The organism is Moorena sp. SIO4G3 (genome assembly GCF_010692305.1).
Taxonomy (GTDB): domain Bacteria; phylum Cyanobacteriota; class Cyanobacteriia; order Cyanobacteriales; family Coleofasciculaceae; genus Moorena; species Moorena producens_A.
Genome location: NZ_JAAHIG010000100.1, coordinates 1 through 26,522 on the forward strand (window position 1 = coordinate 1; position 26,522 = coordinate 26,522).

The window sequence follows — 26,522 nt, forward strand, 5'->3', positions numbered from 1 at the left end:
TCATTTATGATGCCTTTAGCCGCCCTAAACAGGTGCTAAGTGATGATGCGCCACCGGTGCATTTAAACTATCGCCGTTGCAGGGCAGTTGACAGCCTCCGTGCTCAAGTCGGGGCGCTTCATAGGCTTGTCAGAAGCATAGAGCGATTAAACCTAGAGCGATTAAACCTAGAGCGATTAAACCTAGAGCGATTAAACCATTGGCCTAGACCCTTAAAAGTATTTCGCGGCTGCAGATCCAATCTGGTCAATCAACCAATAGTCATTACAGTAAGTATCTATGGTAGTCAATATTGCTCAAGGGTCTGCTTCACCTAAGATAGCAGCAAAAAATCAACAAGCTCTCCGGCAAGTGTGGGAAACGATTGAGCCTGATAGCTGTCCCTATCGCTACAATTTCCATATGCACACGATTTACTCTGATGGTAAGCTCAAACCGGAAGAGTTGATCAAACAGGCAATTACCATTGGTCTTAAGGGACTTGCCATCACCGATCACCACTCCGTTAGTGGTTATCAAGTTGCTCAAGCTTGTATAGAAAAATGGCAGCAGGAGTCATCTTTCTGTGATTCATTACCCCAGTTCTGGACTGGTGTCGAAATTACCGCCAACCTCCTGAATGATGACGTTCATATCCTCGGTTATGCCTTTGATCCAGAACATCCTAGTTTAAAGCGCTATTTCACTGGCATCGCACCGACCGGTAATGATGCTGAGGCTGGTGCAGTGATTGATGCTATCCATCAGGCTGGTGGTTTAGCAGTGTTGGCTCATCCAGCCCGTTACCGTAAGTCAGCAGATGAGTTAATTGCTGCTATAGCCAACTTAGGCATTGATGGTGTTGAAACTTACTATGCCTACACTAATCCTGAACCCTGGCAACCTAGTCCAAAACAAACTAAGCTTGTGTTGCAGTTGAGTGCTACCTACAATCTATTTAATACCTGTGGCACTGATACTCATGGGTTAAGCTTGCTCAAGCGTATTTGAAACGGAAATCTATTTTGACTTCTGTGGTTGTGGTCAATATCACTAAACGACTTCAGCCGTAAACTGGTATACATCTAGCGATACATTCACCACTGTCATCTGTGATCTAATTCTCATGTCAGAGGTGGACTAGTTACGGCTGGGTTGTTTTCAAGGCTGCGCTATCTTTGGTAAGAAATTAGCGCCAGATTTCTGGCGTTGTTAATGCTATTCCTTGTTGTAGCCGAGTTCGAGATCAGGGATTAGCTAGCTTAGGCCGTGGGGGAAATTCGATGCTCCTTGGCCTTTGGGCCACGCTACGCGAATGGAGCCGCTACGGGAACGCAAAAGCAGCAGCATTAAGCATAAAAACTTTCCCCGCATCTGTTCGATACATACAAGAATTAATTTATCAACGTCTATTAATCGACTTATAGTCCAGATTGATGGCACTTTTGGTATCTATCAATACTGTGAATAACTTTATATTTCTGGGAATTATATAAGTAAGCTCTCCTGAGATAGCTCAGGTAGCTAGAGCTTGAGACTATAGCTCCAGCCACGACTATTGAAGCCATTACATGGTGATTGGCAGTCGGAAAATCAGCTGGATAAGTTTCAGCTCAGACTCTGGATTGAGAAAGTGGTGCGATAAGGGGCGATGTTCTGTCGCCAAGGGAAGGCGCACCCAGAGATAGGAAGAAAAAAACGATTTTTGGAGAAGACTATGATTAAGCCAGAAAAAGATTTTTGCTTCTGTACTTTAGCTCTCCGTAGTAAGTATCGCTCTCTTGCCAAAAAACTAGCAGGAGATTTAGAAAAGTATGCTCCAGGAAAATTATTAATAGTTGCCACAGATGATGTCAACGATTTTAATAACTGTAAGAACGTTTCAGCGTTTAAACACCAGCAAACAGGAATTCTTCATTGTTATCATGACAAACGTTTTGAGGTTGAGAAGGCTTTGTCAAGGTTTAGTGTAGCCATACAAATTGATGCTGACACCAGGATTGTAGGTAGCTTACCTGAAACCATTGAAGTATTGCCCGGAATTACAGCAGGACATCAAGCAAATCTTGTCAAGCATGTAGAAAAGTATAATCCGGAAAGATTAAAGCCCCTTAAACAGATAGCCTCTAAGTTAGATATCCCATTAGACAAGGCAATTTATATAGGAGAATCTTTAGTTTTTGTTTCTAGAGATGGTGGCAAAGAAAAAGAATTTATTAAACAATGGGGTATGATCGGGCGCTATTTTGAGTTAAAAGGTATTCATGGTGGCGAAGGCATTATCTTAGGACTGGCGGCTGCTAAGGCTGGATTGACTATTAGCAGAAGTTCTAGCTGGGACAGGATTAATGAAGTCAAGAAACATCTGGATGCTTCTCATGAGAAAACACAGAAAACGTTTTGGGATTCTCTGAAACGCAAACTGGGCTATCACTATAATTTTAATCGAGCCAGGGTAGCAGCATTAAAAGATTTTGAATTTTACTACCGATAATATAGCATTTGGTGAGGTACTTTCGTCCTAGGTTTTAGGGAGTAGGGAGTAGGGAGTAGGGAGTAGGGAGTAGCGATGCAGCGAGGTAGCGCGGTCTTGGGGGTTCCCCCCATGAGCGACTACCGGTGCGGTCTTGGGGGTTTCCCCCATGAGCGACTGCATCAAGACGGGAATAGGGAACTTCCGATCAGGGAACAGCGATGCAGTGAGGTTTTGGGGGTAACCCCCAAGACCTCACTGGCGTAGTTTTCACGGGGCTGCGTGCCCAACTTGCTTCCCCACACAGCCCCAAAAGCATGAGAGACCGCATCAATAAGCCATTTGGTCATCGAACAATATAGCTTTTTTTAGTATAATGAGGTACAAAATATTTTTACCATCTTACCTCTTACCTCTTCTGACTTGACTGCTCCCTGCTCCCTGCTCCCTGCTCCCTGCTCCCTGCTCCCTACTCCCTAAAAACATGTACCTCACCTAATTAAAAACCACTATAATGCAATTAGTGGCTATATTAGGAATGCTAAATCAGTTGTCAAATGATTTAGCATTCCTATATATTTTTTATGGGTATAGCTTTTCCATTGTATAGTAGTACCAATGAAAAGGCTCACTGCAGTTATGGATACGGTCGTTATTCTAGCTTATTTTAATTTTTCAAAAAATAAATCCAGGTATATGGCTCTTGTCAAAGCACTAGCTTACTTAAGGGAAGACGTTGATATAATCCTGGTTTGTTATGGCTTAGATACTGACAGTATTGTTTCCTCGCAGAATCTTAAAATAATCAAGATTACCTCTGCTTCTGTACTTTGGCAAAAAGAAAGATTCTATAACGTAGCGTTATCCCATTTGACTAAAGAGCATCAATATGTTGTTTGGGCTGATGCAGATCTTCTTTTTACTAACAAGGGTTGGCAAGAGCAATTAAAAGAGAAACTGGAAAGCTACCGACTGGTTCAGATCTTCAATCGAGTCGAAGATGTAAAGCTTGAGAATGGCCATTTTTCCCTAACTGGACTTAGGCGCAAATCCGTGGTCACGAGTTTCAATCGCGATATTACAGTTAAAGATTATTTCAGTAAAAGTGGCATCAGCTTAAGTCTTGGATGTAATCCGGGCTTTGGATGGGCGGCAAAGGCAGCCACCATAACAGAGATAGGCTTCCCCGACTTTATGATTTTGGGTGGTGGCGACAAGGTTTTATTGGCCTCCGCTATGGGATATCATTCGATTTTTGTTAAAGCGCTTTTTTTCAATCATACCTTTTCTAAACTATATCATTCTTGGGGAGACAAAGTTTTTGATACCATTAAAGGACGAGTGTCTTACCTAGAAAATACGATTTATCATATTGTTCAGGGAGATTATAAAAATCGTCGCTATTCTGATCGCCACAAATTAATTCATGACAATAGTTTTGCGATCGCTGATTATCTAAAAATAAATCAATGGGGAGCATGGCAATGGTACGATGAAAACAACGAATATGCTGTAAAAATAAGGAGATACTTTGATGAAAGAGGAGACTAAAGCATTTGAAATTGTCTTTTATGGAACTTCCGGTTGGTTTGACAGCACATCAGGTGCTACTAATTCTGTAGGGGTATTCGTAAATGATAGAGATATTGTTTTGTTCGACTTAGGCACTGGGGTTAGAAAAATAGACAGAGAAAGCGTTCGTGATAAAAATGTTACTGTTATGCTTTCACACCTACATTTAGACCACTGTTATGGGCTACATATTTTACCGATGTTCCAGCCCGCTTCTTTGACGATTGTTATCCATGAAAGTCTAAAGCATTACTTGGAGACTTTGTTTTCTTTTCCGTTTGTGAAGCCGAGAGAGCAACTAAAATTTCCTGTTGATATTCGAGTGGCTAAAGATACAAGCTTGAATTTCGATAATTTTACCATAAAGACTCAAGCCTTAAAACATAATACTCCAGTGATAGGCGCTCAATTGCAATTAGAGAACAAATCTATTTGTTATTGTGTTGATACCATTTTATGTGATTCTCTCTTGAGTATAACTAAGGATTGTGATATTCTCATTCTTGAATCTTGCCCGGTTGGAGGAAAGAAAACAAATGGATTTCATCTTGACATAGAACAACTTAAGGCAGTGCTAACTGCTACTCATGCTGAGAAGGTGATCATAACTCATTTTGGCGCTCGACAGTATCCAGATCCTAAAACCAAAGAGTTGCTGTTTGCATCGATAAAAGATTTTCATCACAATATCGTTATGGCTTACGATGGTCTTGTTATCGGGAGTTAATCCATGAAAAGGCATATAAGCAAACACTATATTATTATTGGTGGGATGAAATGCGGAACAACTTCGCTGTTTCATTCCTTGTCTAAAAACTGCCCATCAATCAACCCATCGAGAGTGAAGGATACTAAATTTTTTGTGGAGCGAGATAGAGGAGGCAACTGGGAAAGAGGTATCCACTGGTATTTAGCAATGTTTCCTCCCTTAAATGGAATAAAGCTGGAGGCTTCTACCCACTATACAAAATATCCAGACTATCCAGGGGTCCCGGCGCGAATCAAGCAAGTCTTGAAAAACGTTAAATTGATTTATCTAGTTCGAGATCCATTACAGCGATCGATTTCCCATTTTTTTCATAACTTGTTAGTCGATAGAGAAAAATTGGATATCAATCAAGCCCTTTCAACTATTCGTAATAAATATATTAATTATAGCGATTATGCCCTACAGTTATCTCAGTATTATGATTATTTCGCTCCCGAAGATATTGTGATCATTAATATAGTCGAAGAAGAGTACCGAAAAAAGTCATTAGAAGCATTAAAGCATTTTTTAGGAATAGAAACAAGTAATCCCTTCGTTCTAGAGCGTATCAACACTGTCAAAGACAACTTTGTGAAAGCCGATAAAAATATAAACATCGCTCCAGATATCATTAATTCTTCAAAAAATAACATTGAGCTAGCTTTAAAATTTGGGTTGAGCCATGATAATCTGATAAAAATGATTGAGCTTTGTAGGGAAAATGCCGTAAATTTTAAAAACTATTATCCATTTACCATAAACCATTGGCTAGACAAGTATAAAAATTATTTACTATATTAATTTTGATTATATGACAAATTTTAATCTTAACATCTACCAATGGTGATTGCCCCAAAAATAGTCTATTATCCTGATGTTACCCTTGAGGATCTAGATGCGGGAGTGATTGTCGCTTATCCATTGCCCGATGAAACCCATGCTTATTATGCAGTGCCAAATTTTATGATTATTGGCGCGCAGAAATGCGGCACTCGCGAACTGCATACCTGGCTCGATCAGCATCCCAATCTTAAAGGTGCGCCTGAAGAGTGCCATTTTTTTGATGAAGTCATAGATATTGAAACTGAATGGATACGCTATCTACTCAATCCTGCTTATTTACTGTCAAGAGACAAGGAGCAGTTGTTGTCTCGTTGTATTTATACATTTGAAAAAACACCAGCTTACTTAGACAAATGGAATCGAAGTGTGCCTATTCCCGAACTGGTTCGTGGAATGATGCCCTCTGGAAAATTCATTGTTTTATTGAGGAATCCAACAGCACGGGCTTACTCAGCTTATCAAATGGGAAGGGCAGAACAAGACGTGATAGGAGCCATTCCTGAATATGTCGATACTGATTTTGTCTCTTTGATTAAAAGACGATTGTCAGCAAGCCAACCCGATCCCTACGATCGCCTGTTAAACGTAGGGCACTATGCCTTGCATTTGGAAACGTGGTTGAACTATTTTTCGCGAGAACAGTTATGGGTTGTGCTATTAGAAGATTTTCAGCGATCGCCTTTTGAAGTGATGGAGAAAATCCTGACATTTCTAACATTGGCTCCCTTTGATTACCGATCGTTGGCTGAACAAAATTCCCGTGGCTTGTGGGTGCTTCGAGGGCAACCCTCAAAAGGAAATGCTCAGCCCTACGAAGCAATTCCACAGGAAGCAAAAGCATTATTAGATGAGTATTATGCTCCTTGGAATAAAAAACTGAGGCAATTAATGCCAGAACTTGATATTAAATGGTGACAACTCGATATGCTTAATCAAAAAGAACGCTCTCAGAATCAAAAACTTTTGATTGCGTCGAATATTGCAATTATCCCTCTTATGACCAGTTTTGGTGCTATTGATGCCAGCTTACTTCAGTTATACGCAACCAGTATCCTCGGTTTGCAAGAAAGTCAAATCGGTTTTGCCATTGGTTTACCTTCCTTACTTATACCCCTACAGATTTCAGGTATTTATTTTGTAAAACGTTGGGGTAGTCAAACTACTCTGATGATTGGTTTTGCTTTACTATTTTTACTGCTACCATTAATGCTGATTGTGCCTATAGTGTATGGAAAAAATCAACTCTTTGGTTTTGCTTTTTTTTGTATTATTATTTTGTTGATGAATATCGTTCATAATACTACAAAAGGAGTAGCTTTTCAACCCATAATTCGGGAATCTACGCTTCCAGAAGAGCGTGGATGGTTTTTTGGGAAAATGCGACTGACTGTGAATGGGTTTAATTTACTTTTTTTTGCTATTCTTTCTGTGACGCTAGGAGAAAAATTAGCACTTCATGATTACGCATATATAGTTGTTTTGCTGATGATGTACTGTTTAGTTGCAGGACTCATAACTGATAAAATTAAAATTTATAAAAATAGTCAATCTCCCTATAAAATCAACCATAATTTTTTAGATGAGATCCGCGAAATATTTTCCAATAAAAAATACCGTTTATTAATAACTATTTTGACTTTATGTTTTCTTTCTTCTTTGCCCCTGTTTGTCACCTATTTAGCAATTGGGTTACAGCTTAATGCCAATTATATTTCCCAGTTAATTACATTAAATATAGTAGGAAATCTGACTGGGATAGCAATTTGGGGGCGACTCATAGATCGCATTGGCTTTATGCGTACCATATATATTATCGTCTTAATGCTGGCAACTGTCGGAGTGCTATGGTTATTTGTGCAACCTATTGAATTGTCCTATGGTTGGTGGCAGTTTTCATCTCTCAGCCTGGTCTTAATTGCTATTATTACTGGTTTTTTACAATCGGGATTGAAAATGGCATTGCTGGTTGGGGTACACAATACTGCCACGGAGCGATCGGCAGTTACAGCATTGGCTTTCTTCAATAGTACCGGAATGATTCTAGGCAATATAGTACCTTTCTTTGTTGGATTTTATTTAAATTTTACATTAGGAGTATGGAGATTTTCTCTGGGTGCTATTAATATTGACAGTTATCAAATGATTGGTTTATTGAGCGCTTTATTGTGTTTGCTGAGTGCAGTGATGTGTTACCGCAACCGTCAGCTGATGATATAAGTCGATAGAGATGCTTCCTGTGCCGGGCGATCGCCATTGAATCTAATACCTCCAAATCCCAGAAGTCAGCAAGGAGGGTTAGTGGGTGCGATCGCCTCTACAAAACTGGCGGATTTAGTGGCAACGGTATTCGAGCAGAATTATAGCCTTTATAGGAATCATGATGTACAAATGGATCCCCCTAAATCCCCCTTAAAAAGGGGGACTTTGAGGTTAATTGTTGTACCTCATACATGCAATTAACGCTATATATCACCTACCAATCATTTAGCAGCTTTGCCATCAAAAGAAGAACAATTTCCACCCAAACCATCTACAATAGCACAGGTATTGCTAGTAATCATGCCAATATAAGTTCCAGTATCACTCCCTTTTTCTCCTAGACCATCAACGAATAACTTTTGGTCTGAGAGTTTAACTTTTGCTTCTCTGGCGACAGTGCCAATAACCTTATCATTTGCTGTTACTTCAGCGAAAATTGTTGGTACCTTACTTTTCTTAATCTTCTGTACCAGTTCTTTCACCCGTGCTGCTGTCGGTGCTTCTTCTCCGCTAATCCCTTGCAACGGATCAGAATCAGAAAAACCGTAAGCGTTAATGTAGTACCCTAGGGCATCATGGGTAGTGATTAGTTGGCGTTGCCCTTTGGGTATGGTAGCAACTTGTGCTTTTACCCAAGCATCCAACTGTTCCAGGTTAGTGGTTAGCTGTTTGGCATTCTTAGCATACAATTCCTGATCATCTGGGTTAACTGCTGCCAGTTGGCTACGAATTACTTCTGCCATCTTGATACCATTTTGGACATCATGCCAAATATGGGGGTCGGGCTCTAGTTCCTCATCACTGTGAGCGGATCCTGTCTTTTCTTCCTCATGGTCATGGTCATGGTCATGGTGATCCTTATGGTCATCCTTATGGTCATCCTTTTCTTGCTCATGATCATGGTGGTGATGTGCTTCCGCCATAATTGGACTAGGCACAGCTTGATCATGCACCGCTATTTTAGGAGCTGGTGTATTAGTGGCTTGAACTAATTTAATAACTTCTGGTTCAAAGTCGTAGCCACCGTATAGAACTAGTTGGGCTTGCTCTAGGGATTGGCGAGCTAAGGTCGTAGCTTTGTAGGTATGAGGGTCTTGACCTGGTTCAATCAGACAGGTCATATCAATGGTATCTTGGGCAATTTCTGTTGTTAAGTCACAAAGCACACTGTAGGATGCTACCACTAGTGGCTTCTCCCTTGATGAGGTTTCGCTGCTTTCACTACAACCACCTAGTGCTACCCCAAAGGCGAGAGCACCACTAGCTAAGAGCGTCCGAAGTTTAACTGGTAAGGGTTTCAGCATAGATCAACCCGCTTAAATTAGTAGCTATCAAGAACAAGAATCATTTTACAAGGCTTAGGCTGAGAACGACAATCAGTTGCAGGCACGCTACACTATGATAGTGGTAGTCGTTCTCACAAAACCTAATGTTAGAAGTCCATAACCTAGGAGTCTGTTACCGAGACACTTGGGCTATTTGTGATATATCCTTCTCCCTCCAGCCAGGACAATTAACTGGTTTACTGGGGCCCAATGGTGCTGGTAAAAGTACTATGGTGAAGGCGATGCTGGGACTGATTCCAGCAGCGAAGGGGGTAGTGAAATTGGCAGCCCGTCCCCTCCGGAGTCAATTAAAACGAGTCGCTTATGTTCCTCAGCGATCGCAAATTGATTGGGATTATCCGATTACGGTATGGAATGTAGTGATGATGGGTCGTACAGTCCACACCGGTTGGTTTAGGTCTCCTAGTCGCCAATCTAAGGAAATTGTTAAGAATGCCTTAGAACGGGTGGGTATGTTCGAGTATCGCCACCGTCAAATTGGCGAACTCTCTGGTGGACAGCAGCAGCGGGTATTTTTAGCGCGGGCTCTAGCTCAACAAGCCGAGTTATTATTTTTTGATGAGCCATTTGTGGGCATCGACAAAAAGACCGAAGATATTATTTTTGAGGTTTTTACTGAACTTAAATCCCAAGACAAAACGTTACTCGTGATCAGCCATGACTTAGGAGAAACCTTAGCTCATTATGATCAACTCCTCTTATTGAATAAGCAACTGATTGCTGTGGGTTCAAGGGCCCAAGTGCTGACACCAGAAAACCTGAGCAAGGCTTATGGTAAGGTGATGAGTTTGGCCGCAGCTTGAGGGGTGAGTGTTGAGTACTTAGTTCTGAGTACGGAGCCTGGTAACCCTGTCAGTCCCAGAGTTGGAGATTAATATCAATCCGTGTAGGAATTGTGAGAATTTTTGTTCCCTGTTCCCTACTCCCAGATCCGCTGTTCCCAGATCCGCTGTTCCCAGATCCGCTGTTCCCTTTGGTAAATACCTGTTAGGGTTCACTGTTCAGCAATGAACCCAACCTAATATATACTGATTCTTGCTGGGCTGGAAAATTGATCAAACAGGATATTACAGGACTCATGACTGACTCTCAAACTGGTCGGATGTTGCTTTCCCATAACTTTGAACTATCAGACGATAGTTTTCCTGAACTAAACCGGGAAGAATTTACTCAGGTATTTGCTGAAGGATTAAGTAACTATCCATCCTTAAAGTGTCGTAAATTAGATCATCCCCATTGGATGGTTGAAATTTTATTCCCTACTCAAGAGTTTACAGCACCTCAAGTTGGAGAATTGTGCGCTCAAGCTCTAGACGAGAAGAGGATTAGTCAAAAAAAGGGAGATTTTCTGCCAGATATATTAATATTAGGAGGTTTAAAGAAAACTCCACCGTTAAGTAATTCTCCTGATACTCTCCAAACCGGAGAATGGGGCGTTGATGTTGTAGAAACCACCTCAGCCAATCAATTTTTAACAGCCCTAGGATGGGATGAAAAAACAGCTGGTAAAACCATCGACAATGTTTTCAAGATTGAAAAAAGGAATAATGCTGCATCCTAAATTTACAGCAGTTTTAAATTGAGTGATTTTTTTAGGGAGCAGGGAGCAGGGAGCAGGGAATAGGGAATAGGGAATAGGGAATAGGGAATAGAAAAAAAATCTGTGTACCTGATAATAGCTAGGAAAAAGCTGTAACTTGCTTATAATTAGTTAGTTATAATTATAGAGATCCTAAATGAATTGTGATAATTTTTTATCGGAATTTCCCTACTCCCTACTCCCTACTCCCTACTCCCTACTCCCTACTCCCTACTCCCTATTCCCTATTCCCTTTTATTTAGTATGAATTGGCTGATTGAGCCCCTAGGTTTTGAATTTATGCGGAATGCGATCGCAACGGCTGTGCTGTTGGGGATATTAGGCGCAGTGGTAGGCAGCTACTTAATTGTACAACAAATGAGCCTGATTAGTAGTGTGATTGCCCATGCGGTTTTACCTGGTCTCTCAATCGCCTTTTTTTTAGGAATAAATATCTCTATTGGTGCCTTTATTGCAGGTGTCCTTAGCGCTTTAGTTGTCGCCGTAATTCCTAAGCGTACGCGAGTCAAAGTAGATGCAGCAATGGCGTTGACTTTCAGCAGTTTTTTAGGTTTGGGAGTGATACTAATTACGGTGCTGAAAACTAACCAACTTGACTTAGAAAATATTCTTTTTGGTGACATCTTAGGGGTGAGACCAGGAGATGTCTGGCAAACCCTGGTGATTACAGCAGTAATTTTACTATTAACAAAGTTGTTCTATAAAGAGCTATTATTCTATACCTTTGATCCTTTAGGAGCGCAAGCTAGCGGTTTACCGGTAAAAGTCATTTATTTTGGGTTAATCTTGGCGATTACTCTCACCATTGTCGCCAGTATGCAGACGGTAGGGGTGTTGCTGGTTATTTCTATGTTAATCGGACCCGCAACTACGGCTTATTTATTAGTCAAAGAATTACATCACATGATGGGTTTAGGCTCAATGATTGGAATTATTTCTAGTGTCAGTGGCATGTATATAAGCTACTATTTTAATTGGCCATCAGGCCCCGCTATTGTAATGGTAATCTTTGGCTTATTTTTCCTAGCATTTTTGTTTAGCCCAAGCCAAGGAATTCTTACGGAACCAGGTATAGCTCGTCGCCCGGCTAAGTTATTGAATCTGCTGAAAGAATTATTGAGATCGAATCGAGGGTAAGCAATCAGCCATCAGCAATCAGCAATCAGCTTAAGCGCTACGCGAACAGCATATCTGCTACGCACACGCTACGCGAACAGCAATCAGCATGTTGAACATGGTAATAGCATGTAGACATGGTAAACTATAACTAAATAACTCAAGACTATTGTAGTGTAAGGGCTAGCAACACCCATGCACTAGACCTCAGCTTACTATAATCTCTGGTCATGGTTGAAAAACTTACAGTTAAAAATTTTGCTGGTATCGACGAACTAGAGATTGAGGTTAAACGAATCAATATCGTGATTGGACCTCAAGCTAGTGGTAAAAGTGTATGTGCTAAACTTCTTTTTTACTTTAAAAACTTTGTTTGGAAAATTTTAGATACAGTAGAAAACGAACAAAGTAAGCGTTACCTAGATTCAAGCTATTCTCAAACTTTTCAAGACTATTTTCCCCCAGATTCATGGGGAGAGCATGATTTCTATATTAAGTATGAAATATATAATGTTTTTATCGAAATTAGTAGAAACAAAAATACTAAAAGCAAAAGTATAATTAATTTTAATTACTCAGATTTTTTTAAAAAAGAACTCTCAGAATTACGCAAATGGCTGAAAAAAATTAAGAAAGAAAGCTCTGATAAAAGTACTAAATTCGAGCGTATTGAAAGATTCGAGCGTATTGAAAGACTTTTTTTGACTAGAGAAGTTCTCAGAGAACAATTAACAGAATTTTTGAGGAGTTCATTATGCGATGAGGCAGCTTATACCCAGCTTTTTATTCCTGCTGGTCGCTCTTTCTTTGCTAACCTCCAAAGTAGTATATTCTCTTTGATGTCTAATCATAATGCCATCGATCCCTTTCTGATAGAGTTTGGTTCCACTTACGAAACTATAAAACGTTTGAATGTGAGAATCATTAATCAAACTGAAAATAGAAAAGAAAAAGAGATAAACGATGAAATCAATAGGCTTATCAAGAAAGCTTTATGTGGAGAACACATACAGGAAAAAGGCAAAGATTTTGTGAAGATGGCAGATGGAAGACGGATTAGTATTGCCAACTCTTCTTCTGGTCAGCAAGAAACATTTCCCCTGACGATTATACTTTCAGCATTACCTTTTTTAGTTTATGCTCGTTTGGCTGGACAAACTGTTTATATTGAGGAACCAGAAGCCCATCTATTTCCAAGCGCACAACGAAACATTATTGAGTTAATCGCCTGTGTCTTTAATTATCATCGGGAAAAAGTTCAATTCTTTATCACCACCCATAGTCCTTACATCCTAATTGCAATCAATAATCTTATTCAAGCTGGTATGCTCTATGAAGAATCTAGGGAGGATGTCTTACCTAAATTAGAAAAAATCGTTCCTAGCTATAAAGCCCTGAGTACCTCGGATTTATCAGCCTATGTCCTAGAAAATGGCAAGGCTAAAAATATTTTATACAATGATACTGGCTTGATCGATGCCAATGTTATTGACGGTGTTTCTGATCAGCTAGCCATTGAGTTCGATGAACTGCTGAACTTAGCTTAAGTATTTATGAAATGTTGCCTAGGGTGTGAGGAATATAAGGATGACAAAAAAATCGTATTATCAGAAAATAGAAGTAAACTAACTTTCCTCAATCCCCAGGGAGATAAAATAAGAATAATTAAAGTTGATGGCTGCGCTATCGTAGATAATAAAACTCTGCGCTGTGATTATCTCCTTGTTCCTACTAATAAAGTAGAAATTTATGTAGAGTTGAAAGGAAGTAAGATTAAACATGCAGTTGAGCAGATAGAATCGACGATTAAGTTACTTTCATATAACCCACAAACAATCAAAAAGCTGTGCTTTGTAGTTTTTACTCGCTTTGGCCCACCCAAACTAAGAACGAATATACAAAATATAAAAAGTAAGTTTAATAAGAAATATAATGCTAAGTTAATAGTTGAAAAAAATCCATATACTTATGATTTAAGTCAGGTCACCATCTAGGAAAAAAGTACGTAAGCCTATGGTTAGGTTTCTTCTTCTTGACTTTCTTTAGAGTAAAGTCACTGTATGCTAACTCAGTCTCCTGATTTTGAGCGTAACTGGTTGAGCTGTGTCTATTTTATAGGGAAGTCCGAAGAAAGGTGACAATTGGGCAACTAGGGAATTGCACTGGGAAGTCTGCTGAAACTTGGTTGCGATTGACCTTGGCCAAAAGGCCACGCTTCGCGAACGGTCACGCTACGCGAGTCACGCTAAGCTTCCGCGCTTGTGCGATTGGCCGTAGGCCACGCTTCGCGATGCGACCTAGGAGCCGCTAAAAGCGATTGGCCGTAGGCCACGCTTCGCGATCGCATCACCGGTTTTCTAGCTAGGGGTCGGGGGCGATCGCGACCCCTAGGTGAATTAGGCCAGACTTAGACTTATGGATGTTAAGTCAAAATGTAACACAGTGCGATCAAGCCCGCTGGTAGGTTAGGTTAAGTTAAGTAACCCAACAATCTCACTAAATTAATTTAACAAAACTCGCGGAATTCCCCACCCTCTTCCAGGGTGGGGATGGATAGCGAGACGACAACTTGTAATGACAAATCATCACGATTCATGTTAGAATAAAGATGGTCGCTGACCCGCCTGACTGACTAAAAGGCTACCTTACAAATGGTCTAAAATCCTATCAGTTTTTAGACCATTAGGTGTACAAAGTACTAGCAGAGCTCAGGGAAGAGACAAGCCCCGGCTGGTTGACCACAGAGTCGTAATTCCAAGGTGAGTCTGCCCTTGTAAACTATATGTCTGCGGAAGGCGGATATCTGCCTGTGGACGCTGAGTAAGACCGTATTGCAGCAGGCGCGCTTTCCAATGGCCGGGGAACCCGGCCTTGGGTCGCGCCTCTGTTTGAGGCATCGGCGGATGAAGCGGGAAGCCCGAAAGACGAATAAAACCGTCCCTGAGTTGACCTGAGAATTGGAAGCCCCAACCTCAGCGAAGCAGGTTGGGGTACTTCACATTACTTCCGCTCAAAGGAGGCAATCAAAGGGTTCTCAGAACATAAGTATTGATTGATTGCTGACAAAGCTTGAGGTTGATGGGAAACATGAGCATCAATGAATAAACCAATTGTTTCTGCTAGCAAATTCCGTAGTAGGTCTTCCGGTTGAGATGCTGGATAGTCTAGGAAAGGTCTACCAGTAGTGGAATCAGATGGATAAGCAATAGAGAAATGATTGGCTCCCTCTAGAAGTAGCAGATAACTATCGTCTCTGCCCCCTGAGATCCCTTCCCTAAAAGTGCGTAACACTGGAGTGGTGGCTTGTTCCCAAGTCACTCCATAGCGGTGGCTACTGTTGGCAATAACTCCATCACAGGTTCCTCCAATCAGCATTAATGGTAAAGCATCAGGTAAAGGCAAGATTGTGCCCGATGGATATCCTAGTTGCTTGCCTCCTGCTGTATGTGCACCATAGGCAAAAGAAGCCACAATTTGTGGAAAGAAGCGTGGATTGGCACTTTCAATTGCAACTCTGCCCCCAGCGGAGTGTCCTCCTAGAATGATGTGTTTTAAATCAAGCAGGCCAGCTAGAACTCCGTTAAGTTGTAATTCCTCTAATGCTACCAATAGGCTTGGTAAAGCAGAGGCTGTTGGAGCTGAACCATAGGTGTTTGGAGCCCACATTGCGATGTCAACACCTGGAGTCAGACCTACTATACCAGGTAAGTTTTCGGCAACCCAGGAGAAAGTGACAACCACAAGCCCACGTTCTGCCAACTTAATAGCAAGCCACTGATATACTTCAGGACTACAGTTTATGCCATTAAAGAAAATGACGACTTTGAAGGGAGACTGCTGAGGATCAGCAGGAACAATACCCATATTTTGTTCCTGATCGCTGCCTGACATCAGGGCTGGATAGAAAACTTTCAAATGAATGGTGTCATATGGAGAGGAAGCATCTTCTACTTTGGTAGACTGAAAAATTGCTCGAATAACCATACCACAAAAACTTGTTAATTCAGACTTTAATGAGCTTATCAATTACAGTGAGCTTTGAAGCACACCCATAGATGGAAGGCTAACGGCATTGAGGCTAGCGGCGCGAGACGCACTCTGGGAAAAGCCAATCCTTTCGCCTTCGGGTCCGTTTCAATCAATGGTTTGGAATTCGTTGATCCTCAATGAGTCGTTCTGACTCAGAAATGGCAAAGTCTCCAACAGCTGACTTCTGAATAGCGGTGAGGGTAGTCTGTTATGTTTTTGGCCTTCTCCTCTGGTGCTGGGGTGACAGAATTACTGCTACAGTAGAGAATCCACTGCCCAGAGCATCCGCTGTGATCAATGGTTAGGAAACCGAGCAACCTCAAGAAATCCAGCACTTCTGTGCTTAGCAAACTAACCGTGAATTAATGATGCGTTACGCTATCACTAACGCATCCTACAAGATCGAATGATCGTACTAGGTTTATGAAAAATGGGGAAAATGGGAAAGGAATCACCTCACGCTGGTATCCCGAAACCCTGAAAAAGCGTATACTTTCCATTGAGAAAATCCGGACAAAAATTCAATTTATTGCCGGGGATGGGTTTGAGGTTTGTGAGCAAAATTATGACCGAAACGATGCTATTTACTTCATTGATCCACCTTATTTAAAAGCTGGTCGCAGGCTCTATCGCTATTCAGCAGTTGATCATGAAGCTGTATTTAAACTTGCTAGCCAATTGGAAGGGGATTTTTTGATGAGCTATGACAATGTAGAAGAAATCAGGGATATAGCAAGTGGCTATGAATTTGCTGTACAACCTATTGCTATGAAAAACACTCATCATGCTGAGAAGACCGAATTGCTGATTGGCCGAAATTTCGATTGGTTTTTAGGGTAGTCATTATCTGACGGCTTTGAGGTCTGGGGCTGCTGGTGAACAGGGGAAGTTAGCAGCGTAAAATTAGGCTGATACAACAGAAAAGGGATAAATCAAGATTGTGAGCTTAACCAGGGGCTTACGATCCAAGGTCAAATAGTGAAACCCGCGAATGTGGAATGACCAGGAATCTTTATAACTCCGATGCTGAAAGTCGCCCTTCGATTGGCTCGTATTCATCTTCCAACAGCCAAGTTTGGGTTTCATCATAGGTTGCTCCAGTAAACACAACCTTGTAATTCTCAGCAGGATCGTACACACGACAACTACCTGATGAATTACCCAGTAACAGCAGGATGTAGGGAGGGGATAGCATGGGGTCAATCCAAACTTCAGCGAAATCCCACTCACTATTGGCTGGGTCGAGTACGGGGAATAACATGGTATTGGTTTTTTCCATCAATCTTCACCTCTCCATAAAACAAGGGAGTGCTTGGGCTACCATCGGGGCTGATTCTGTAACCAATTGAATCAGCGAAGAACAAACCGTAACGCTCATATCCTCGTATGACTCCGGTAAACTCTCCTGTCTCTATGATGGCTTGAGCAACTCTTTCCATTGTGGCTTGATTGTTAAAAACATGAGCCGATCGGCCTCGCCTGAGTAACCGCTGTACTTGTGGTGTGCCAGGTAGATGCTTGGCAATGTGTCTAGAATCCAGAAAAATCTCACGATCGATGCCACTCATACACTAGAAATATCGAGTGTTTTGAGCATACCAAATTTATGGTATCGAGCAAGACCAAAAAACCCCCTCAACTGCAGCTGTATGGCAGGTCATTTTAGGTGGTGGTGCCGAATGGCTAGCGGAAACTATTGTCAACTTTAATTTAACTCCACAGAGTGCCAAGCAAGCTATTGATTCTGCTAATGAATCTCTGGAATCTTTGGCTTTCGCAACAGTAGTGAAAAATCGCGTTAATCGTGGTGGAATTCTGGCTGATGGTGCTAGCTTTATGAAAAATGGGGAAAATGGGAAAGGAATCACCTCACGCTGGTATCCCGAAACCCTGAAAAAGCGTATACTTTCCATTGAGAAAATCCGGACAAAAATTCAATTTATTGCCGGGGATGGGTTTGAGGTTTGTGAGCAAAATTATGACCGAAAAGATGCTATTTATTTCATTGATCCACCTTATCTAAAAGCTGGGCGCAGGCTCTATCGATATTCAGCAGTTGATCATGAAGCTGTATTTAAACTTGCTAGCCAATTGGAAGGGGATTTTTTGATGAGCTATGACAATTCAGAAGAAATCAGGGATCTAGCAAGTGGCTATGAATTTGCTGTACAACCTATTGCCATGAAAAACACTCATCATGCTGAGAAGACCGAATTGCTGATTGGCCGAAATTTGGATTGGTTTTTAGGGTAGTCATTATGTGAAGGCTGACCCAAACGATGTTGGCGTAGCCTTCCCGAAGGATAGCCGATAGTCTGGGGCGACTCCTTCGGGAAGGTTAATTAGGCACGCCAAGGCTTGTGGTAGCTGGGTTTCGTACCTCAGCCTAGCCTAGGATGGTACCCAGGGTAAGGGCAAGAATCAATAAGCCTAGGCTTATTGATAAAAAGACCGAGTCATTCTCAACAAATTAACTCTATTGCGAGTACAGTTATACGAGATTATAGGGGTTTCGAGCTACGATCAACCGATATCCAGCCAATGCACATTATGGGCGATTTTTTCTTGCGCTTATCCTGGGATGGTACCGGACAAAGCAGAAACTTGGAAGGTCCTCAATTGGAATTCCCTCATCGCAGGGGCCAGTAAACTTGAATTCCTCTGCTTCAATAAAATCACCAGTAACATTACCGACTAGATCATAGTTTCCTGAGAGTTCCAACTTCTTGACTGGTGGTCCTTGTTTCAAGTCATCTTCTGTCAGCTCGACCCAAATAACATTGGGGGATAAAGTTGATTCAAAGTAATAAACGTTGCTAAGGTGATTTGCTGCTGTTCGCCAAATGGTAGAGGAAATATTGGGTTCTTCTGGATTAGTTAATTCTTGGAATGGAGCTGATGCATTGCGAATGACCGACATTACATTGGCCACTGTTTCTCTGTCGGACTGAGGAGTAGGTAGATTTTTTAGGTAATAGCTCGCTCGTACATACCTGTCAGCTGCTCGGTCTGTTCCAGGTAGCATAGCATCGCCACCTACTGATTCCCAATAAGCATTGAGTGCTATTTGCTCATCGTAGATAGGAGAGTTGGTCATCACCACAAATTCCTTTCCATGGTGAATAACCAGCTTGCCTTCGACGTGTTCAAAGATAGCCGAGTCACCCAGTGCATCTGAAATAGAAAAATGGACTGTAGCGGGATAGCTGGTACCACTGTCGCTAGGAAGCGTTGAGGTAACGACTTGTAACTCATCGTTCTCCAATGCACTTACGGCTTCCTGAACCGTTGCAAAATTGTCCAAAATATACTGAATATATGCTGACCATGATATTCCCTCACGGGAGGTGTCACGCTCGCCGAAATCTGCTTCGGCAAGAAACAGCATATTTGCCATCAAGCCTTGGTCATTCAACCCATCAATAGTAGCTGTATCGTAGGCAGCAGCGATCACAGTTCCATATTTTGACTTCCACTCAACAGAATTCTTACCTACTACCCCATCTCGCTCCATTCCAGCCGGAAACATCCATAGATTAGATTTAGAGTCTTCATACCAATCCATACTGCGGCCAGTGACAGCATAGGTCGGTGTGACGTCTTCTGTATAATAAGACGCATGAATAGCCCTTGTACATGCTTGAGCATCACTCAAAAAAACCAGATTTATGATTAACCCACAGATCAATAATGCTTTGAGAGTTCGCACAATGAAGTGCATAACTTATGCCTCCTGTCTTTTTACATGTAGATTGCACCAGTAAGAAATGTATCATATGCTTCCAAATTTCTCTAGACCTTGCCACTAGTGATCGCGCCACCATCTCAACCCACCTTTGAGAACCTCGCAACTCAAAGGACTTGGACTCACGAGCAAGCGCTACGATCATCAGTAACTCTGACCTTGGCGACTCGGAGGGATTGGAATTATAGGCGATCGCCCCGCTCTTACTCCCTGGGAGAAACTGTACCTACGACCTGGGATGCTTAAGGGCTTTGAGGGCAGCAGCGGGAGACTAGCTTTGGGGAAAAACCAATCCTTTCTCCTAGTCGTTCGCTAGGGTAAAGGGTTGGGAATTCGTTAATCATAAATGAGTTTAAATGACTTATAAAAGGATTTAAAGGACTCCTATTGCTGACTTATGAATAGCATTGAGGGTAGTTTGTAGTGTTTTTGTCCCTCTCCCCTGGTGCTGGGGTGACAGGATTACTGCTACCGTAGCAACTGGTCGCCAATCCGTAAAGCGGGGAAAAAAGGCGGTAAGTCGGAAAAGGAGTCTATCGATAGCGCCAGGGAAGATCTGGCAGATAGGTTAATTAGACCGTAAGCATTAAGCTGTCAGTCGTCAGCCGTCAGCCATTCCCGTAGCGTGACGCATAAGCTGTTCGCGTAGCGTGGCCAAAGGCCTTTAGCACCTCAAGTAGCGTGCGCGTAGCGCTATAGCTGATAGCTGATAGCTGATAGCTGAATCCTTAAACCACTACTATCTCAAGCGACACCATAGTCAGTGTACTGCCGCTTATAAGGAGCCTGTAAACCCAATACAATATCGTCTCTTGGAACGCCCATCTCAACTAAATCCTCAGCAGGATTAAGAACTGTAAGATTTTGCTGAAGCCAAATTTTTCCGTCTTTGATATCTAAATGCACTATAGAACGGTAAATCCGATTACAATCTTCCCAACCTACATTCATCCACTGGTAATGATCCCGAACAGTATCAAAAATGAGTTGTACTTCGACCTCATCATTAGAAACATCATCGAAAAATAGGGGGTTGGTAAGGGGGATAAATGGATACCCCTGTCATTCATGCATGGGTTTGAAGTTACCGTAAGACAGTGGTTTGTTCGCGTAGCCGACGCTACGCGAACAAACCACTGTCTAAGGTTTCGTCTCCGAGGAATTTCTCCCCCTTAAATAAACAGCAGCAGACAGTGCTTTAAAAGCTATAAGAGTAACCATCTTTCCTGTGTACAATGCTGCAATACTTATGGCTGATTCCTTGTATCAGTCCATTTTTTGTTGTGATATTGAATGAACCCGTTTTTCGAGTAGCAATTCTTCCGGTGTAAGTCCCGATTTTCTTGCCTTTGGTTACAATCGCTTTTACAATATCACCAGTTTGAAATCCTTTGACAAATTTGAATCTTGGTAGATAACGAGATGGGAATCCAAATTTGTCAGTTCTACACATTTGACGAGTGCCATGTCCTTTAGCCACAATCAACAAGGGTTGATAACTTTCAACGTACAAAGTCTCAACTTGTCCCACATTTGCAGCATCTAACCAGTGAGTTTTTGGTAGATTTTGACGACATCTGTTGTACTTGGTTAATCCACCTGAACCGGTTTCGATACATAAACCCGTGGCTTTTAGTTCATGGAATAATCTCCATCGAGTTGAGTTAACAGCAGCGGTATCTGCTAAGGATTGTCTAGCGAAAGAGCGAATAAATTTCAGAACATCTTGCTTTTTCGACAAGAATTGTTCAATTTCCTTATTGCCCTTAGCTTGATTACATTTACGACAAGCAAGAGTTAAATTACTTACTCGATTTGAACCCCCTTTAGATTTGGGCTTAATGTGTTCAATCTCTAATTGAGTATTAGTTGTTTCACAATAAGCACATTTTCGATTCCATTTTTCGAGTAAATACTCCCGGACTTCGTAACCAGAAAGCTCACCTTGTTGATACTCCATACCAGAAATATCAGGATTCTGCATTTTTTGAGTGTCGAATCTAACCAGCTCTTGAGATATTCCAACAACTGGACAAATTCTGATTAGCTTCTTAACCCAAGTCATGATGTTGTGTACTCTGGACATTAAGCTGGGAGCTAGCCAACTATCAGGTTTCTTACGATTCAAAAATCTCGGTTTTCTGTAACGAGTCTTTCTGTTTCTGCGATCGCGTCTGACTTGTCTCCTAGAGGTTAAAGATTCCCGAATTTCCGAACCTCTATGAGTCAACTCAGCTCCCCAAACAACTACATTGTTTTGAACAATTGCTAATCCTGTTGTTTTGGAACCAGGGTCAATCTTTAATTGATGTTCATGGGTCACACATTCTGATCCCTCCAAGTCTTGCATGATGATTGTGAATGGATATCTTCTAAAAACTTTAGCCCTACCTCCCTTGAGCAATATTCTCGCTCGGGCAGGTTTACATGGGTCTAATGGTTTTTTGTTATTATCAAGTACGAAAACTCGCATAATGCGAATATTCTCCTATTTCTAGGGTAAAGTTCGCCTTGCTAATGTTATTGGTCGGTACTTTCTCAAACACACTGGCTTAACCTGATAGACCTGTTTAATGCTTGAGTTCTAGAGCTTGGAACTGGCGTCGCATCCCAAGGTAGGAACTTTAACACTTACCAATAACGTAGTCCTCTAGGGACTTAAGCTGGTCAAGTGATGAGCGCGTGCAACCCCCGAATTCATTCGTGGGGATTTCTAGACTCCCAGGCTCTTGACCCTTGGCGTACTGGTTCAGTAATCTCTGAAGGTACTCGCGGTATTGAGCTACTTTCTCCATTCAACCATAACCTCATCGGCGGGATGATACACAATTATAAAGACCTGATACCGTTGTATACCAGCATGCTTTAGCCTACAGATCCCCTGTCAGAGTTGGAAGTTATAACCCCTATTGCTCAGGAGCTCAAGCCTACACTCCCCTACCCTGGCGAGTCTAGCTAGGTCACTACAAAAGACTACAGGAAGAATTATGCCTTGGAGTATCAAACACAAAATCCGTTACAGTATGTAAATAAACGAAGTTACCTTTTTAACCCAGGCACAATGGTATCCTCTTCCTCGATAGCTGTCAGAGAACTCCCCATATTTCCCCTACCTGAAGTCGTTTTATTTCCTGGACGCCCTCTGCCGTTACACATTTTTGAATTTCGCTACCGAATCATGATGAACACGATTTTGGACAGCGATCGCAGATTTGGTGTCTTAATGTGGGATCCTGTTAAACAGGAACCAGCTACAATTGGCTGTTGCGCTGAAATTATCCACTTTCAGCGTCTTCCCGATGACCGGATGAAAATAGTAACCTTAGGTCAGCAGCGGTTTCGGGTCTTAGAGTACGTTCGTGAAAAGCCCTATCGGGTTGGACTAGTGGAATGGATTGAAGACCAGCCACCAGCTAAAGACCTCAAACCAAAGGCAAAAGAAGTGGCACAGTTATTGCGGGATGTTGTGCGTCTTTCCGCTAAGTTGACCAACCAGAAAATTGAGCTACCAGAAGACCTGCCCGATCTACCCATTGAGTTGTCTTACTGGGTTGCTAGCAATCTATACGGCGTAGCCTTAGAACAGCAGGCACTTTTAGAGACCCTGGACACAGAAAAACGTCTAGAACGGGAAACAGAAATTCTCACTTCTACTCGCAATCACTTAGCGGCACGTACTGTACTCAAAGATGCCTTAAATTAAGCTTTGATTATAAGCTTAAGACAGAATAGACCTCGTAGCAATAGTATTTTATTGATACTGTTTTCATCAATTATTTTCCCTTCCCTTGTCCGAAGTTACCTAGTCCCTATTCGGTGCTACCAGCGCTATAACAACATTTTTATTCACGGTTGACGGTTAACTGTTTACAGTCAAATTATCGACATTGATGAGGGTGTAGCTGCCAAAAATCTTGAGGATTTCCTGATCAGGGATTATTTCCTCAAGAGCGGCTTTAAATAATGGTGCATAGAGATCTGATTCCAGTTCAATAAAGAATATGTACTCACCAAGTAATCGCTTGGTGGGACGAGACTCAATCCGACTTAAATTAATACCTCGACGGGCAAATATCTGGAGTGGTTTAGACAATGATCCAGGTATATTAGCAGGAGGACTAAATGCTAAGGAGGTATGACTACCTCCAGGAGATGGCTTTAAACTCAGCACCCAAAATCGAGTGAAATTATCGGGATAGTCATTAATGTTAGATGCGAGTACTGGTAGAGTATAAAGCTTTGCTGCTCGTTCAGATGCGATCGCTGCTGCATTGTGATCTTTGTCCAAAAATTGTAGCGCTTCAGTAGTGGAGTTGGTCGGTACCAGTTGCACTGATGGCAGAAACTGCTCCAACCACCGCTGACACTGAGCCAGGGCTTGGGGATGGGAATAAACCGTTTTAATTTCTGCTATGGTTGATGCCCGTGACATCAGACAATGTCTGATTGGCAAAACCAGAGCCTGTTGGATTTGGAGCTGATCTAGTTGCCAAAGCCGATCTAGTGTCATGGCGACACTGCCTTCAATGGAATTCTCTACAGGTACCACTGCTAGATCAACTTGTTGGTTAGCTACTGATTGTAAGGTTTGGCCAATGCTGGGATAAGGACACAAGAGGGATGGTTGACCCTGTTGTTTCTGGAGTCGCTCAGCATAAGCTGTGGCAGCGGCTTCTGTATAAGTTCCTGGTGGTCCGAGATAGGCAATAGAAAGTGACATAATAGACAATATAATTTGAGTTGTGAACAAAATCGTTTAGGGAAGGGCAAGAGGCAATAGGCAATAGGCATGCTAGCAATAGAGGCAAGAGGCAAGAGGCAAGAGGCAAGAGGCAAGAAGCAAGAGTTAATCAAGTAGATAAGGATTTTTAGTCAGGTCAAAAACTGTAATCCTTGTATTGATTCAGTCGCTATGATAATTTTTTTGTGTGATCATAAATTAGCATTTGGTTTCATGATATAGTTAGTAATATTATCTAGATTATGGTGGGTTAATTGTCATAAAATAATCAATAAGAAATTAGGATTATATCAGATTTTTAGGTGCTTTGTATTGATTAAGAAGTTAACTGTAAGCTATTGAAAAAAAATAGCCCTAAGTTAGTCAGTATATCAGTTATTAGTAGCTGGGGTATTTTTAGGCTTGTTTGGTAATCGAGGAACCGATAAACAGCAAGCGCAAATATTCTATTTTAAGAGTAAAGCAGGGTATCTTTATCTGCCCTAGTTAACGTTTATTTCTTTCATGATGGCATCGGTTTTTGAAAATTTCCAACCCCTAGCTGCGATCGCTACCACTCCTACTGGGGCTCAAATCCTGCAACCCCTCTGTCAAACTACTGGTGCAACCCTTTGGGTACCGAATTCTCTGAGCACCCTAGAACAGGTTGCTGTCTACAAGGGTTCCCTCAAAGACCACATTGCCTCCCTCTGGCCAAACCACCGTGCTTTGGTGTTTTGTTTGGCAGCGGGAGCAGTGGTGCGCTTAATTGCTCCTTTGTTAACGGATAAATCCAGTGATCCAGCGGTGGTGGTAGTTGATCAAGGGGGAGGTTTTGTAATTAGTTTGTGTAGTGGTCATCAAGGGGGGGCAGATCAACTGACACGGTTAATTGCTTCCCAACTTGACTCAAGGCCTATTTTAACGGGAGCAGCAGCAGATTTAGGTCTACCTGGAGTTGATGTCTTAGGTATTCCCTTTGGCTGGTATCGGGGAGAAGGGGATTGGACTAGAGTCAGTGCTGTGGTTGCCCGTGGGGAAATAGTACAGGTAATTCAAGAGGCTGGTTCCACTCTTTGGCAAGCTCATCTTAGAGATGGACATCCTTTCTATTTAGGATTTCCAGAGGATAGCGCTACAACTGAATCCGAGTCTATCTCACCCAAAGCCAGGATTTGGATTAGTGCCACCCACCAGCAATTTTCCCCAGAATCCGATTTACCAAACGTCCAGTGGTATCCACGGGTACTGTGGGTGGGAATTGGCTGTGAGCGAGGGACATCGAAGCAGTTGATTGAAATGGGGATTCGGCAGACCTGTGAGCGTTATGGTTTATCAGAAAATGCGATCGCAGGAATTGCGACTATTGACCTGAAAGCCGATGAAGTCGGTATAGTCCAATTGTGCCAAGAGCGCCATTGGCCCTTACGCACTTTCCCAGCTGAGGTACTCCGTTCCGTAACCGTACCCAACCCATCGGATGTAGTGGCGGCAGAAGTTGGTACTCCTAGCGTTGCCGAAGCAGCAGCTCTGTATAGCGCTAAAGAGTTGAAGGTTGGAGGTTTTAACCTACAAGCGACTAACTTACAACCTTTATTAGTTCCCAAACAAATAGTCAAATCAGCGAATCAAGTAGGAGCAGTAACTGTAGCGATCGCTAAATCCCCAGTAGAATACACTGGACGTATTGGGAAACTGTTGCTAGTGGGTATCGGTCCGGGAAATCTTGACCAAATAACCCCTGCAGCTAAAACTGCTATATCCAGCGCTGATGCTGTGATTGGTTACTCCCTCTATATCAATTTAATTGCAACCTTGCGACGTCCAGGACAAATTATCGAAGCGTTACCGATTACCCAAGAAACCCAACGAGCAAAACGGGCTATTGAACTGGCTGAGTGGGGATTAACGGTAGCAGTGGTTTCTTCTGGTGACTGCGGTATCTATGGTATGGCAGGGTTAGTCCTAGAAGAATTGCGCTCTAGGGGCTGGGATGGTAAGACACCCCAGGTGCAAGTATTTCCTGGTATTACAGCCTTACAAGCTGCTGCCTCTCGTGTGGGAGCACCCCTGATGCATGATTTTTGTGCCA

The 26,522-nt window shown here is 42.1% G+C and carries 30 protein-coding genes; 20 read left to right on the top strand and 10 right to left on the bottom strand.

Annotated elements, in window-relative coordinates; translation table 11 throughout:
- From F6J99_RS18735 to F6J99_RS18750, 4 genes are all read left to right on the top strand, one after another.
- Window positions 1-317: hypothetical protein (locus F6J99_RS18735; RefSeq protein WP_293114210.1), on the top strand; the 317-nt coding region annotated here is incomplete at its 5' end.
- Entirely contained in the window at window positions 280-990 is a 711-nt protein-coding gene (locus F6J99_RS18740) for a PHP domain-containing protein (protein WP_293062237.1), read from the top strand. The genes F6J99_RS18735 and F6J99_RS18740, both read left to right, overlap by 38 nt.
- A gap of 272 nt (window positions 991-1,262) precedes the next feature.
- Window positions 1,263-1,406, top strand: coding sequence for a hypothetical protein (locus F6J99_RS18745; RefSeq protein ID WP_293114211.1), 144 nt, complete (start codon window positions 1,263-1,265; stop codon window positions 1,404-1,406).
- 224 nt (window positions 1,407-1,630) lie between these two features.
- Window positions 1,631-2,473, top strand: a complete 843-nt coding sequence (locus F6J99_RS18750; RefSeq protein WP_293114212.1) for a hypothetical protein — start codon at window positions 1,631-1,633, stop codon at window positions 2,471-2,473.
- 27 nt (window positions 2,474-2,500) lie between these two features.
- Here the strand turns inward: F6J99_RS18750 and F6J99_RS18755 are convergent, their stop codons facing one another.
- A complete protein-coding gene (locus F6J99_RS18755) occupies window positions 2,501-2,623 on the bottom strand; it encodes a hypothetical protein (RefSeq protein ID WP_293114213.1) in 123 nt (40 codons plus the stop codon).
- An 11-nt stretch (window positions 2,624-2,634) separates the two neighbouring features.
- Window positions 2,635-2,802: a hypothetical protein gene (locus F6J99_RS18760; protein ID WP_293114214.1), complete on the bottom strand. Its 168-nt coding sequence runs from the start codon at window positions 2,800-2,802 to the stop codon at window positions 2,635-2,637.
- A gap of 268 nt (window positions 2,803-3,070) precedes the next feature.
- On the opposite strand from F6J99_RS18760, the gene F6J99_RS18765 reads away from it, so the two are divergent.
- From F6J99_RS18765 to F6J99_RS18785, 5 genes are read left to right on the top strand one after another with little or no spacing between them, the layout of a single operon-like run.
- Complete coding sequence (locus F6J99_RS18765) at window positions 3,071-4,003, top strand: hypothetical protein (protein ID WP_293114215.1); 933 nt, start codon at window positions 3,071-3,073, stop codon at window positions 4,001-4,003.
- A complete protein-coding gene (locus F6J99_RS18770; RefSeq protein WP_293114216.1) occupies window positions 3,987-4,751 on the top strand; it encodes a ribonuclease Z in 765 nt (254 codons plus the stop codon). Before F6J99_RS18765 ends, F6J99_RS18770 begins: the two co-directional genes overlap by 17 nt.
- A gap of 3 nt (window positions 4,752-4,754) precedes the next feature.
- Window positions 4,755-5,573 (top strand): sulfotransferase domain-containing protein, encoded by an 819-nt coding sequence (locus F6J99_RS18775; RefSeq protein WP_293114217.1) that lies wholly within the window; start codon window positions 4,755-4,757, stop codon window positions 5,571-5,573.
- A gap of 39 nt (window positions 5,574-5,612) precedes the next feature.
- Window positions 5,613-6,530 carry a sulfotransferase domain-containing protein gene (locus F6J99_RS18780; protein WP_293114218.1) on the top strand — a complete coding sequence of 306 codons (918 nt, stop codon included), beginning with the start codon at window positions 5,613-5,615 and terminating at the stop codon, window positions 6,528-6,530.
- Window positions 6,531-6,539: 9 nt separating this feature from the next.
- On the top strand, window positions 6,540-7,832 hold the full coding sequence (locus F6J99_RS18785; RefSeq protein ID WP_293114219.1) for an MFS transporter: 1,293 nt from the start codon (window positions 6,540-6,542) through the stop codon (window positions 7,830-7,832).
- Between the two features lie 263 nt (window positions 7,833-8,095).
- Here F6J99_RS18785 and F6J99_RS18790 read toward each other — a convergent pair whose 3' ends face one another.
- On the bottom strand, window positions 8,096-9,178 hold the full coding sequence (locus F6J99_RS18790) for a zinc ABC transporter substrate-binding protein (RefSeq protein WP_293114220.1): 1,083 nt from the start codon (window positions 9,176-9,178) through the stop codon (window positions 8,096-8,098).
- Between the two features lie 125 nt (window positions 9,179-9,303).
- Here F6J99_RS18790 and F6J99_RS18795 point away from each other — a divergent pair, with 125 nt between their 5' ends.
- From F6J99_RS18795 to F6J99_RS18820, 6 genes are all read left to right on the top strand, one after another.
- Complete coding sequence (locus F6J99_RS18795) at window positions 9,304-10,023, top strand: metal ABC transporter ATP-binding protein (RefSeq protein ID WP_293114221.1); 720 nt, start codon at window positions 9,304-9,306, stop codon at window positions 10,021-10,023.
- Window positions 10,024-10,298: 275 nt separating this feature from the next.
- Complete coding sequence (locus tag F6J99_RS18800) at window positions 10,299-10,781, top strand: DUF2656 domain-containing protein (RefSeq protein WP_293114222.1); 483 nt, start codon at window positions 10,299-10,301, stop codon at window positions 10,779-10,781.
- A gap of 282 nt (window positions 10,782-11,063) precedes the next feature.
- Window positions 11,064-11,957 (top strand): metal ABC transporter permease, encoded by an 894-nt coding sequence (locus F6J99_RS18805; RefSeq protein ID WP_293114223.1) that lies wholly within the window; start codon window positions 11,064-11,066, stop codon window positions 11,955-11,957.
- A gap of 209 nt (window positions 11,958-12,166) precedes the next feature.
- Window positions 12,167-13,483, top strand: coding sequence for an ATP-binding protein (locus F6J99_RS18810; RefSeq protein WP_293114224.1), 1,317 nt, complete (start codon window positions 12,167-12,169; stop codon window positions 13,481-13,483).
- 6 nt (window positions 13,484-13,489) lie between these two features.
- Window positions 13,490-13,930: a hypothetical protein gene (locus tag F6J99_RS18815; RefSeq protein WP_293114225.1), complete on the top strand. Its 441-nt coding sequence runs from the start codon at window positions 13,490-13,492 to the stop codon at window positions 13,928-13,930.
- Window positions 13,931-14,070: 140 nt separating this feature from the next.
- Entirely contained in the window at window positions 14,071-14,247 is a 177-nt protein-coding gene (locus F6J99_RS18820; RefSeq protein ID WP_293114226.1) for a hypothetical protein, read from the top strand.
- A 689-nt stretch (window positions 14,248-14,936) separates the two neighbouring features.
- Here the strand turns inward: F6J99_RS18820 and F6J99_RS18825 are convergent.
- Entirely contained in the window at window positions 14,937-15,920 is a 984-nt protein-coding gene (locus F6J99_RS18825; protein ID WP_293114228.1) for a dienelactone hydrolase, read from the bottom strand.
- 468 nt (window positions 15,921-16,388) lie between these two features.
- Here F6J99_RS18825 and F6J99_RS18830 point away from each other — a divergent pair, with 468 nt between their 5' ends.
- Window positions 16,389-16,805 (top strand): hypothetical protein, encoded by a 417-nt coding sequence (locus tag F6J99_RS18830; RefSeq protein ID WP_293114230.1) that lies wholly within the window; start codon window positions 16,389-16,391, stop codon window positions 16,803-16,805.
- A 172-nt stretch (window positions 16,806-16,977) separates the two neighbouring features.
- On the opposite strand, the gene F6J99_RS18835 is transcribed toward F6J99_RS18830, so the two are convergent.
- Window positions 16,978-17,244 carry a hypothetical protein gene (locus tag F6J99_RS18835; RefSeq protein ID WP_293080984.1) on the bottom strand — a complete coding sequence of 89 codons (267 nt, stop codon included), beginning with the start codon at window positions 17,242-17,244 and terminating at the stop codon, window positions 16,978-16,980.
- Entirely contained in the window at window positions 17,195-17,533 is a 339-nt protein-coding gene (locus F6J99_RS18840) for a hypothetical protein (RefSeq protein ID WP_070395690.1), read from the bottom strand. The genes F6J99_RS18835 and F6J99_RS18840 overlap by 50 nt, the downstream gene beginning before the upstream one ends.
- Window positions 17,534-17,750: 217 nt before the next feature.
- Between F6J99_RS18840 and F6J99_RS18845 the strand changes: the two genes are divergently transcribed.
- Entirely contained in the window at window positions 17,751-18,218 is a 468-nt protein-coding gene (locus tag F6J99_RS18845; protein WP_293114232.1) for a hypothetical protein, read from the top strand.
- Between the two features lie 295 nt (window positions 18,219-18,513).
- On the opposite strand, the gene F6J99_RS18850 is transcribed toward F6J99_RS18845, so the two are convergent.
- Window positions 18,514-19,686 (bottom strand): linear amide C-N hydrolase, encoded by a 1,173-nt coding sequence (locus tag F6J99_RS18850; RefSeq protein WP_293114234.1) that lies wholly within the window; start codon window positions 19,684-19,686, stop codon window positions 18,514-18,516.
- Window positions 19,687-19,764: 78 nt separating this feature from the next.
- Here F6J99_RS18850 and F6J99_RS18855 point away from each other — a divergent pair, with 78 nt between their 5' ends.
- Window positions 19,765-19,956: a hypothetical protein gene (locus F6J99_RS18855; RefSeq protein WP_293114235.1), complete on the top strand. Its 192-nt coding sequence runs from the start codon at window positions 19,765-19,767 to the stop codon at window positions 19,954-19,956.
- Between the two features lie 498 nt (window positions 19,957-20,454).
- On the opposite strand, the gene F6J99_RS18860 is transcribed toward F6J99_RS18855, so the two are convergent.
- Window positions 20,455-20,661 (bottom strand): element excision factor XisI family protein, encoded by a 207-nt coding sequence (locus F6J99_RS18860; RefSeq protein ID WP_293114237.1) that lies wholly within the window; start codon window positions 20,659-20,661, stop codon window positions 20,455-20,457.
- Between the two features lie 247 nt (window positions 20,662-20,908).
- Window positions 20,909-22,183: an RNA-guided endonuclease IscB gene (iscB, locus tag F6J99_RS18865; protein WP_293114239.1), complete on the bottom strand. Its 1,275-nt coding sequence runs from the start codon at window positions 22,181-22,183 to the stop codon at window positions 20,909-20,911.
- Window positions 22,184-22,771: 588 nt separating this feature from the next.
- Between iscB and F6J99_RS18870 the strand changes: the two genes are divergently transcribed.
- The gene (locus tag F6J99_RS18870; protein ID WP_070395693.1) at window positions 22,772-23,413 is read left to right on the top strand and encodes an LON peptidase substrate-binding domain-containing protein; all 642 of its coding nucleotides are present in this window, start codon (window positions 22,772-22,774) and stop codon (window positions 23,411-23,413) included.
- Window positions 23,414-23,569: 156 nt separating this feature from the next.
- Here the strand turns inward: F6J99_RS18870 and pheA are convergent, their stop codons facing one another.
- Window positions 23,570-24,430 carry a prephenate dehydratase gene (gene pheA / locus F6J99_RS18875; RefSeq protein WP_293114242.1) on the bottom strand — a complete coding sequence of 287 codons (861 nt, stop codon included), beginning with the start codon at window positions 24,428-24,430 and terminating at the stop codon, window positions 23,570-23,572.
- A 528-nt stretch (window positions 24,431-24,958) separates the two neighbouring features.
- On the opposite strand from pheA, the gene F6J99_RS18880 reads away from it, so the two are divergent.
- A partial coding sequence (locus tag F6J99_RS18880) for a cobalamin biosynthesis protein (RefSeq protein ID WP_293114244.1) occupies window positions 24,959-26,522 on the top strand: 1,564 nt, incomplete at its 3' end.